9 protein-coding genes and 1 pseudogene are annotated in these 10,391 nt (G+C 66.6%); 6 read left to right on the top strand and 4 right to left on the bottom strand.

Annotated elements, in window-relative coordinates; all coding sequences use genetic code 11:
• Together AC2VOU_RS00510 and AC2VOU_RS00505 are read left to right on the top strand one after the other, a co-directional pair.
• Window positions 1-452: pseudogene (locus tag AC2VOU_RS00510) on the top strand (aminotransferase class I/II-fold pyridoxal phosphate-dependent enzyme); the annotation flags it as partial.
• A gap of 89 nt (window positions 453-541) precedes the next feature.
• On the top strand, window positions 542-1,891 hold the full coding sequence (locus AC2VOU_RS00505) for a 13E12 repeat family protein (RefSeq protein WP_486955591.1): 1,350 nt from the start codon (window positions 542-544) through the stop codon (window positions 1,889-1,891).
• Here AC2VOU_RS00505 and AC2VOU_RS00500 read toward each other — a convergent pair.
• Window positions 1,888-2,286 (bottom strand): hypothetical protein, encoded by a 399-nt coding sequence (locus tag AC2VOU_RS00500; protein WP_486955590.1) that lies wholly within the window; start codon window positions 2,284-2,286, stop codon window positions 1,888-1,890. The two genes, AC2VOU_RS00505 and AC2VOU_RS00500, sit on opposite strands and share 4 nt — an antisense overlap.
• The gene (locus AC2VOU_RS00495) at window positions 2,283-2,903 is read right to left on the bottom strand and encodes a TetR/AcrR family transcriptional regulator (RefSeq protein WP_486955589.1); all 621 of its coding nucleotides are present in this window, start codon (window positions 2,901-2,903) and stop codon (window positions 2,283-2,285) included. Before AC2VOU_RS00495 ends, AC2VOU_RS00500 begins: the two co-directional genes overlap by 4 nt.
• Before the next feature lie 45 nt (window positions 2,904-2,948).
• Between AC2VOU_RS00495 and AC2VOU_RS00490 the strand changes: the two genes are divergently transcribed.
• Both AC2VOU_RS00490 and AC2VOU_RS00485 read left to right on the top strand, forming a co-directional pair.
• Entirely contained in the window at window positions 2,949-4,100 is a 1,152-nt protein-coding gene (locus AC2VOU_RS00490) for a phosphotransferase family protein (protein ID WP_486955588.1), read from the top strand.
• Window positions 4,100-5,224, top strand: a complete 1,125-nt coding sequence (locus AC2VOU_RS00485; protein ID WP_486955587.1) for an Rv3169 family protein — start codon at window positions 4,100-4,102, stop codon at window positions 5,222-5,224. The genes AC2VOU_RS00490 and AC2VOU_RS00485 overlap by 1 nt, the downstream gene beginning before the upstream one ends.
• On the opposite strand, the gene AC2VOU_RS00480 is transcribed toward AC2VOU_RS00485, so the two are convergent.
• The gene (locus AC2VOU_RS00480) at window positions 5,221-6,219 is read right to left on the bottom strand and encodes a TIGR03617 family F420-dependent LLM class oxidoreductase (protein WP_486955586.1); all 999 of its coding nucleotides are present in this window, start codon (window positions 6,217-6,219) and stop codon (window positions 5,221-5,223) included. The genes AC2VOU_RS00485 and AC2VOU_RS00480 overlap by 4 nt on opposite strands.
• Window positions 6,220-6,262: 43 nt before the next feature.
• Between AC2VOU_RS00480 and AC2VOU_RS00475 the strand changes: the two genes are divergently transcribed.
• Entirely contained in the window at window positions 6,263-7,609 is a 1,347-nt protein-coding gene (locus AC2VOU_RS00475; RefSeq protein WP_486955585.1) for a flavin monoamine oxidase family protein, read from the top strand.
• 41 nt (window positions 7,610-7,650) lie between these two features.
• Here AC2VOU_RS00475 and AC2VOU_RS00470 read toward each other — a convergent pair whose 3' ends face one another.
• A complete protein-coding gene (locus tag AC2VOU_RS00470; protein ID WP_486955584.1) occupies window positions 7,651-8,601 on the bottom strand; it encodes an alpha/beta fold hydrolase in 951 nt (316 codons plus the stop codon).
• A 266-nt stretch (window positions 8,602-8,867) separates the two neighbouring features.
• Here AC2VOU_RS00470 and AC2VOU_RS00465 point away from each other — a divergent pair.
• On the top strand, window positions 8,868-10,391 hold a 1,524-nt coding region (locus AC2VOU_RS00465), incomplete at its 3' end, for an isocitrate lyase/phosphoenolpyruvate mutase family protein (RefSeq protein ID WP_486955583.1).

Raw genomic sequence — 10,391 nt, 5'->3', positions numbered from 1 at the left:
GCCCCGACTTGCGCCTGGCCCTGTTGGCCGGGGATCAGCGCACGATCGAACGGGTGCAAGGCCGGCTGCGACTGGGCCCAGGCTGGATCAGCCACCTGTTGCAGGACCTTGCGGTCAGCCTGTGGCGCGACAAGGCGGCCGTCCAGAAGGTGCAGGACGCCGAGACCGTCTACAGCCGCAACCGTGAGCTACTGCGCGCGGCGCTGGCCGATCGGGGGGTGGCCTCGCAGGGCAGGTCCGGACTGAACGTGTGGGTGCCGGTGCCCGACGAAACCACTTCCATCACAAGGCTTTTGAACTCCGGCTGGGCCGCCGCGCCGGGCGCACGGTTCCGGATCGGCACGGCGCCGGGTATGCGGATCACCATCTCGGGGCTGGCCGGCGACGACATCGCGGCACTGGCCGACGGGATCGCCCAGGCCGTGCACTCGGTGGGCCGCGCCAGCATGTGAGTTATCCACAGTTGGCGGTTCATCCACAGGCCTGGGCCCGCGAACGCCGGCCTCGACGGATTTGTCGGGCCGATTCGTACCCTCAAGACATGGGATCAGCGGTCAGCGCCGACGAGGCACGGGAACGGATCAACACCGCTCTCGATGCGATCGACGCTGCCCACGACCTGTTACGCGCGACGCCGTCGGACCTGTCGGGCAACAGGTTTCGCGTCGACGTAGCCGAACGCTTGGAGACGCAGCAGCGCACCAACCGCGGCTTGATGTACCGCATCTTCGCCGAGATCGCCGAGCCGCCAGACGAGGTCGCATCGATCGCGCAAATGCGAGCGATGTTGTGGCGGCGACTGCGGGTCACGCCCAATGAACTCACCCGCCGGTTCAAGCTTGCCGCTCGGATCCGGCCGCGACGGTCGTTGACCGGCGAGACGCTGGGGCCCGAGTTGCCGCACTTGGCAACCGCCGTCGAGCTGGGAAAGGTCGGTGACGACCACATTCGATCGGTATGCCGCGCAATCGATGTGCTGCCGGCACGCGTATCACCCGTCGATGTCGAGGCCGCGGAGCGCACGTTGGTCAAGCACGCAACCAACGTCGACGCGGGACTCGTCGCCAAGCTGGGTGAGCGCATCGCCGATTACCTCAATCCCGACGGTCTGTTCAGCGACGAGGACCGCGCCCGTCGCCGTGGGGTGCGCCTAGGCGCTCAAGGGCCCGATGGGATGTCGCGGCTGTCCGGTTTACTCGACCCCGAAGCCCGCGCGTACTTCGAGGCGATCGAAGCCGCGGTGCGCCCAGGCCGTCACCAGCCTGAGGCAGACTCCGAAGCACGCGATGACCGCACCCCTGCACAGCGCTGCCACGATGCGCTCAAGCTCGGCCTCCGTGCCGCGATCGAATCCGGCGGGCTCGGTGTGCACCGCGGCCACCCGGTCACTGTCGTCGTCACCACGACGCTGGCCGAACTCACCAATGCGGCTGCCGCGCCCGCGAGAACCGGTGGCGGGTCGCGATTACCGATGCGAGATCTCATCCGCATGGCCGCCGACGCAATTCATTACCTCGCTGTTTTCGACGACCACACCGAGCGGCCGCTGTATCTGGGCCGTCAGAAGCGCCTCGCCACACACGACCAGCGACTTATCTGCTACGCCCGCGACCGCGGCTGCACACGCCCGAATTGTCTCGAATCAGGCTATCGCTGCGAAGTTCATCATCCGGACGGCTGGGCCCGCGGGGCCCGCACCGATGCGGACGAGCTTTACTTTTTGTGCGGGCCGGATCATGCAATGGTCAGCCGCGGCGAGGCCCGCACGGTTGTCACCAAGGACGGCCGGCTGGGCTGGACCGACGGCAGCGGCCCGCCGGAAGTCAATCACGCTCACCATCCCGACGAGCTACTCCGCGGCGACCCTGACCCGCCTGAGGAGGCCGCTTAAGTCTCGAATGCGCGCAGACTTCCGTCCAACACCTGCAAGTGCCCGATCGTCCGACCGGTCACCACCGTCGGACTCAACCGTGACAGCTCTGCGACCGCACGCGCGAACTCTTGCGCCGTCGAAACCTCCTCGAATTCGCGGGCGTAGTACGAAAGGCCAGGCGTCATAATCGCTTGGCCCAAGGCATCTCGGGCCTGGTCGACCAGCCGGGCGATGTCGTCGCGGTCGAGCAGGTCTGCGCGGATCGCAACCGCGCGCCCACCGGCCGACTCGATCTCAGCGACGGTCTCCCCGATCGTGCCGGGAAGCCTTTCGTCCCAGACGTTTTCGGTGCGGCCGAGCCCGCGACTGGCGCCAGTGACGATCGCGGCGCGGCCATCGAGTCGTCCCGTCACCGCCCCGACCCTACATCGCGGGTGACGCCGTGCACGAGGATTGCGGCCGCCTGGTTCACCCATGAGTCGTCGAGCGGTCCGTCGGGACTCAGCAGCACTCGCAACAGCGTCGACCCGCCGATCAGCTCGATCAACCGATCCGGGTCGACATCTGGATGCACCTCACCCCGGTCGACCGCTTCGCTCAGTCGCGTCCGTACTGCCGTGAACAGACCCGCGAACCGCGACATCACCCGGGCGTTCAACTCGGGGTCGGCGCTCATGTCGGCGATCAGACCGGGCAGCGCGGCACGGACCACCGGAGTGGTGAAGACGTCGCGCGCCGCCGCGATCATCGCCCGCAGTTCAGCGGCCATCCCCCGGGTCGGGCCCACCAGCGCCGTCGGCGCCACCGGGAACGCCGCCTCGTGCACCAGCTCGGCCTTGCTCGACCACCGGCGATACAGCGCCGTCTTCGTCGTGCCGGCACGCTCCGCGACCGCGGCCAAGGTCAGATTCGAATAGCCGATTTGCACAAGCAGATCCGCGGTCGCCGTCAATATGGCAGCGTCGATACGCGGGTCCCGCGGCCGCCCGGCGCCCGCGGCCTTGTCAACTGCGGATGGGTCTGCTTTCATAACGCTACCCACCGTATCGTAATTGCCTCACGAAGGAGGCGCTCTGTGCCACACGAACCTGTCCTCGATCAAGTCGACAAGCTCCAGCGGTCCAGCCGCGACGTTACGACGCTGCCCGCGGTGATGTCGCGGTGGTTGTCGACGGTGCTCCCGGGCGGCGCTGCGCCGGAGATCACCGTGGAGAGCGGTATCGACTCCACCGGCATGTCGTCGGAGACGATCATCGTGACCGCACGTTGGGATCAGGACGGCACGCCGGTCAGCCAGAAGCTGGTGACCCGAGTGGCGCCCTCCGCCGAGGATGTCCAGGTGTTCCCGACGTATCGGCTTGACCACCAATACGAGGTGATCCGCACGGTCGGCGAGCTGACCGACGTCCCCGTGCCCCGAGTGCGCTGGCTGGAAAAGACGGGCGAGGTACTCGGCACGCCGTTCTTCGTAATGGACTACGTCGACGGCGAGGTGCCGCCGGACGTCATGCCCTACACCTTCGGCGGCAACTGGTTGGCCGACGCCCCCGCCGAGCGCCAGCGTGAACTGCAGGACGCGACGGTCTCGGTGCTGGCATCGTTACATTCAATTCCAGATGCCGAGAGTACTTTTGGCTTCCTGGCTGATGGACAGACTGGCGATACCGCGCTGCGTAAGCACGTCAACTGGGTCCGGTCGTGGTACGACTTCGCGGTGCCCGACATCGGCCGATCCCCGCTGCTGGAACGCACATTCACCTGGCTGGAGAACAACTGGCCCGAGGACACGGCGGCGAGTGAACCCGTGCTGCTGTGGGGCGACGCCCGAGTGGGCAACGTGCTCTACCGCGACTTTAAACCCGTGGCGGTGCTGGACTGGGAGATGGTGACGCTGGGGCCGCGCGAGCTCGACGTTGCGTGGATGATTTTCGCGCACCTGGTCTTTCAAGAACTCGCTGGCCTCGCGGGTTTGGAAGGCCTGCCCGGGGTGATGCGCGAAGACGACGTCCGCGCCACTTACCAATCGCTCACCGGCATCGAAATCGGCGATCTGCACTGGTTTTACGTTTACTCCGGGGTGATGTGGGCCTGCGTCTTCATGCGCACCGGCGCGCGACGGGTGCACTTCGGCGAGACCGAAAAGCCCGACGACGTCGAGTCGCTGTTCTACCACTCGGGACTGATGCGAAGGTTAATCGGTGAGGGCCTCATCGGAGAGGATCAGTAATGCCCCATGCACTCGGACCGCTCGACGAGTTCCCGGTTCACCAAGTCCCCCAACCCATCGCCTGGCCGGGTTCCTCGGACCGCAACTTCTACGATCGCTCCTACTTCAACGCCCACGACCGCACCGGGGACATCTTCGTCATCAGCGGCATCGGCTACTACCCCAACCTCGGGGTCAAAGACGCGTTCCTGCTCATCCGCCGCGGCGACACCCAGACCGCGGTGCACCTGTCCGATGCCATCGACTCCGACCGGCTCAACCAGCACGTCAACGGCTACCGCGTCAAGGTGATCGATCCGCTACACAAGCTGCGCATCACTCTCGACGAAACCGAAGGCATCGCAGCCGATCTCACCTGGGAAGGCTTGTTCGACGTCGTCCAGGAGCAACCGCACCTGATGCGCTCCGGTAACCAGGTGACCCTGGACGCGCAGCGCTTCGCCCAACTCGGCAGCTGGAGCGGTCGGATCATGTTGGACGGCAAGGAGATTCCCGTCGATCCAGCGACCTGGATCGGCAGCCGCGACCGGTCCTGGGGCATCCGCCCGATCGGCGAGCCCGAGCCGGCGGGACGGCCCGCCGACCCACCGTTCGAAGGCATGTGGTGGCTCTACGTGCCGATCGCCTTCGAGGACTTCGCGATCGTGCTGATCATCCAGGAGGAGCCCGACGGGTTCCGTTCGCTCAACGACTGCACCCGAATCTGGCGCGACGGCCGCGTCGAACAACTCGGCTGGCCGCGGGTCAAGATTCACTACCGGTCCGGCACGCGTATTCCGACCGGCGCGACGATCGACGCGACCAGGCCCGACGGCACGCCGGTTCATGTCGACGTCGAGTCCAAACTGCCGGTGCCGATTCACGTCGGCGGCGGATATGGCGGCGACTCCGATTGGCTGCATGGCATGTGGAAAGGCGAGAAGTTCACCGAACGGCTGACCTACGACATGACCGATCCGGCGATCATCGGCCGGTCAGGCTTCGGCGTCATCGACCATGTCGGGCGCGCCGTGTGCCGCGACGGCGACGGCGAACCGGTCGAGGGCTGGGGCCTCTACGAGCACGGCGCGCTCGGGCGGCACGACCCGTCCGGCTTCAAAGACTGGTTGACGGTTGCGCCTTAACGTAATTCGTCGATGATCGCCGACAGGGTCTGCAACCCGAGCGGAGCCGCTTGGTAGAGGCAGACAGTATCGGCGACACCGTCGACCCGGTCCCCGACGTGTCGGGCCACCTCGGCGGGTGTACCGCAGGCGGCGATGGTGTGCAGCATCTCGTCGTCGATGAGCCCACCCATCTCCGCCCAGCGGCCCTGCTTGGACAGCGTGTTCAGTGCGGGCTGCAAATCCTGCCAGCCGTGGGCGGCCAGCACCGGCCGATACGCCGGCGTCGATCCGTAGAACGCCAGCAGCGCCCGCGTCCGCGCGTGCGCTGCTTCGATTTCGGCGTCGGTGTCACCAGACGAGACGATGATCTCGGGCAGCACGGTCAGGTCGTCGGCCTGCCGGTGCGACGCTACCAGCGCGTCACGCACGACCGGCATGGTGTGCTCGTGCAGAAAACGCTTCGAACCGAACGGCATCACCAGCAGTCCGTCGGCGTGCTGCGCGACGGCACGGGTCAGCAGCGGGCCGAGCGCACCGACGTAGATCGGTGGTGGTCCAAAAGGGTTCGGCCCCGGGTTGAAGGTCGGAGTCATCAAGGTGTGCCGGTAGTAGTCGCCGCGGAAGTCCAACCGCTGCCCGGAGTTCCACGCCGCGAATATCGCCCGCAGCGCCGCGATGAGTTCGGTCATCCGGGCCACCGGCTTGTCGAACTCGGCGCCGAACCGCTTCTCGATCTGCGCGCGGATCTGCGTGCCCAACCCGAGTGTGAACCGGCCGGAGCTCAGCAACTGGTGGTCGTTGGCCTGATGGGCCAGGTGAATCGGATTGCGCGGGAACGCAATCGCCACGTTGGTCATCAAGTTCAGCCCCGGCACAGTTGCGGCCAGCGTCAACGGCGCGAACACGTCATGCGGGCCTTCGAAGGTGGCGACACCCGCGGCACCGGCGTCGCGAAGCTCCCGAGCGCGCTCTGCCGCGTCGGCCAGGCCGTATAAAGCTGCGAAGACTTTCACCGGGCCTGACATTACGCAGCATCGATGGGGTTGACTGAAAGGCATGCCCGATACCACCTGGACCGCAGACGTCGTCGTCGTGGGCGCCGGTTTCGCCGGGCTCACCGCTGCCCGCGAACTGGTCCGATTTGGCCACGAGGTGCTGGTGCTGGAGGGCCGCGGCCGCGTCGGCGGGCGGTCCTACACCGGTCAGATCGCCGGGGTCCCGGTGGACATGGGCGGCACTTTTGTGGGGCCCACCCAAGACGCCGTGCTCGAATTGGCCGCAGACCTGGGCATCGCGACCGTTCCGACGTACCACGACGGCGCCAATCTGATTCGCTGGCGCGGCGCGGTGCGTTCCTACAGCGGCACCATCCCGCGGCTGTCGTTGGCCGGCCTACTCGATCTCGGCCGGGTGCGTTGGCAATTCGAGCGCATCTCGAAGAGCGTGTCGCTGGCCGAGCCGTGGACAGCACGACGCTCCGCCCGGCTGGACAGCCAGTCGCTGGGCCAGTGGTTGCGATCGGTGCGGGCCGGCGCCACCACGCGTGACCTGCTGGCGATCATGGCGCGGGTGACGTGGGGCTGCGAGCCCGACGACGTGTCGATGCTGCACGCGGCCCGCTACGCCCGGGCCGCCGGTGGCCTGGACCGGATGCTCGACGTCGAAAATGGCGCCCAGCAGGACCGGTTCGCGGCCGGCACCCAGCATATCGCCGAGACCGCGGCGGCCGAACTCGGTGATCGCGTCGTGCTGCACGCCGCTGTCCAACGCATCGACTGCCACGCCGACGGGGTAGCGGTTACCAGCGAAAAAGGCTGCGCTGATGCAAAATTCGTCATCGTCGCCGTTCCGCCCGAGCATTGGAACGTCATCGAATTCCATCCGGCGCTGCCCGCCGAGCACCGACAGTTACCGACGCATTGGCCGCTGGGCCGGCTCAGCAAGGCCTACGCCGCCTACCCTTACCCGTTCTGGCGCGCGAAGGGCTTTTCCGGCGAATCGCTGTCCGACACCGGCCCGGTGTTCATCACCTTCGACGTCAGCCCCGCACCCGACGGTCCAGGGATTCTGCTGGGTTTCGTCGACTCCCGCAGCTTCGATGCGCTGCCGAGCGACCGGCGACGCGAGCGCGCACTGGAGTGCTTCGCGACGATCTTCGGAGACGAGGCCCGCACGCCGATCGACTATGTCGAACACCGTTGGGGTGCTGAAGAATTCGCACCTGGCGGCCCGACGGCCGCAGTGCCGCCAGGTTCGTGGACACGCTTCGGACCGATGCTGCGGCACCCGGTCGGACCCATCCACTGGGCCGGTACCGAGACCGCCGACGAGTGGACCGGCTTCCTCGATGGGGCTGTGCGTTCTGGCCTGCGAGCCGCCGCCGAGGTTGCTGCCCGCCTCTGAGTACATCGCCTACTGAGTAAATCGCCTACTGGGCGTATTGCCTACTGGGCGCGCCGCAGCCGCACTGAGTCGGCCAGCCCGCGCAGTTCCCGGTTGATCTCGAGCGGCCGTTCCAGCATCGAGCAGTGGCCACCGGGCAACTCGACCAGACCCACCAGGTCCGGTGCCGCGGCGGCGATCCGGCGAGACTGAACCAGCGGTGTCAGGCGGTCGCGCTGACTACCGATGACCAGCGTCGGCACGGTCAAACCGGTCAGGTCGATGTGGCGGCGCCCCATCGCCTCCACAAGGGCCTTGCCGCAGCCGCCCCGGCCGGCCGGCGACGTGGCCCTGAACAATTCGAAGATCAGCGATGCGACCGCGCGGTCTGCGTCGGCACCGACCGCCAGCATCGACACCACCTCCCGACTGGCCCGCTGCACGCCGGGGGGAACCGTGAGCGAACCGAAAATGCTGATCAGCGCGCGCCCACCCAAAATCCGCGCCGCAGCAAACGGCGGTGGCACCGGCAGCAGTCGCACCTCACGCAGCAAGTCACCGGTCGTGGTGTTGATCAGCGCGACCGCGTCCGCCCGGGCCGCGACCTTTTGCCGGTAGTGGTCTGACCAGGCGGCAATTGCCATGCCGCCCATGGAATGTCCGGCGAGAACGGCGCGCTCCCCCGGCGCCAATGTGGCATCGAGCACCGCGTCGACGTCGGCGGCCAGGTGGCTGAGGCTGTAGTTGCCGCGGCGCGGAAGCCCGCTCCGACCATGACCTCGATGGTCGAACGCGATCACCCGGTAATCGTTGGCCAGGTCCGCGATCTGGTAGGCCCACGCCCGAATCGCGCAGGTGATGCCGTGCGCGAGAACGATCGGATAGCCGTCTTTGGGACCGAATACCTCAGTGTGCAGGCGAGTTCCGTCTGCCGAGCGAACCTGCATAGTGCGACTCGGCGGCAACGCCGCAGTCAGGGAATGCGGCGCGGCCGCCGTTCGCGAAGACCTCATTGCACTCCCCTCACGTGCGGCCACGTCGCCGCGCGAGGTGAGCCTATCGGAGCGGGCGGCCCGATGTCGGTCAAATTTGACTGTGCCGATATTTTTCCGGTTCAGCGCGGATGAAGCCTGTAGTTCAGCCGCACCTCGCCGGCGGTATGCCGGCTGCTGCCGAGCGCAACAGAGAGTCGATTTTGAAACGTCGCGGTGTACGACCGCCATAGACTCTCACCAACGGGCTCAATCGGGACGACGTCGAATCACAGAGCGGAGAAAACATGAGCACCATCGAAGCGGATACAGCGGCGCAGACCCCGTCCGCGCAGGAGTCGCAGCGGACGTTCGACAGCGACGTAGCCGCAACCCAGGCTTATTTCGACAGCCCTCGCTTCGACGGAATCACCCGCCTCTACTCCGCGCGCCAGGTCGTCGAGCAGCGCGGCACCATTCCGTCGGACTACATCGTCGCGCGGGAGGCCGCCGAGGCCTTCTATCCGCGGCTGCGCGAACTGTTTGCCCAGACAAAGAGCATCACCACGTTCGGCCCGTACTCGCCCGGCCAGGCCGTGACGATGAAGCGGATGGGCATCGAGGGCATCTACCTCGGCGGATGGGCGACCTCGGCCAAGGGTTCGATCAGCGAGGATCCCGGACCCGACCTGGCCAGCTACCCGCTGTCGCAGGTGCCCGACGAAGCTGCCGGCTTGGTCCGCGCGCTGCTGACCGCCGACCGCAACCAGCAGTATCTGCGCCTGCGGATGAGCGAGGAACAGCGGAAGAGGACGCCCGCGGTCGACTACCGGCCGTTTATCATCGCCGACGCCGACACCGGCCACGGCGGCGACCCGCATGTGCGCAACCTGGTCAAACGATTCGTCGAGGCCGGTGTGCCCGGATATCACATCGAAGACCAGCGGCCCGGAACCAAGAAGTGTGGGCACCAGGGCGGCAAGGTTCTGGTGCCGTCGGATGAGCAGATCAAGCGCCTCAACACTGCCCGCTTCCAGCTCGACATCATGCGGGTGCCCGGCATCATCGTGGCCCGCACCGACGCCGAGGCGGCCAACCTGCTCGACAGCCGCGCCGACGAGCGCGACCAGCCGTTCCTGCTGGGCACCACGAACCTGAAGATCCCGTCGTACAAGTCCTGTTTCCTGGCGATGGTCCGCCGCTTCTACGAGTCCGGGTTCAAAGAACTCAACGGCCACCTGCTCTATGCACTGCCCGAAGGCGAATACGCCGCCGCCGATTCGTGGCTGGAACGCAATGGCATCGTGGAGCTCATCACGAAGGCGGCCGCGTCGCCCGACCACGCGCAGGAGTCTGTCGACGCTGTGTTCGATGAGATCGAGTCGAAGTTCGTCGACGCGTGGCAACTCGACGCCGGATTGCTGACCTACGGCGAGGCGGTCGCAGAGTTGCTCGAATTCGCGGAGAGCGAAGGCGATTCCAAGCAGATGAGCGCCGATGAGTGGCGTAAGTTCGCCCATCGCGCGCCGCTCTACACCGCGCAGCAGAAGGCAAAGGAGCTGGGTGTCAACGTCGCGTGGGACTGCGAGTTGGCCAAGACACCGGAGGGCTACTACCAGATTCGCGGCGGCATTCCGTATGCGATCGCAAAATCGCTTGCGGCGGCTCCATTTGCCGACCTGCTCTGGATGGAGACCAAGACGGCGGACCTGGTTGACGCCCGCGAGTTCGCCGACGCGATCCACGCCGTTTACCCCGACCAGATGCTGGCGTATAACCTCTCGCCGTCGTTCAACTGGTACACCACCGGTATGACCGACGACGAGATGCGA

This window comes from Mycobacterium sp. TH-M25, assembly GCF_057473665.1.
Note: the sequence above shows the minus strand (reverse complement) of the source record. Positions and strands in the feature narration are given on the sequence as shown.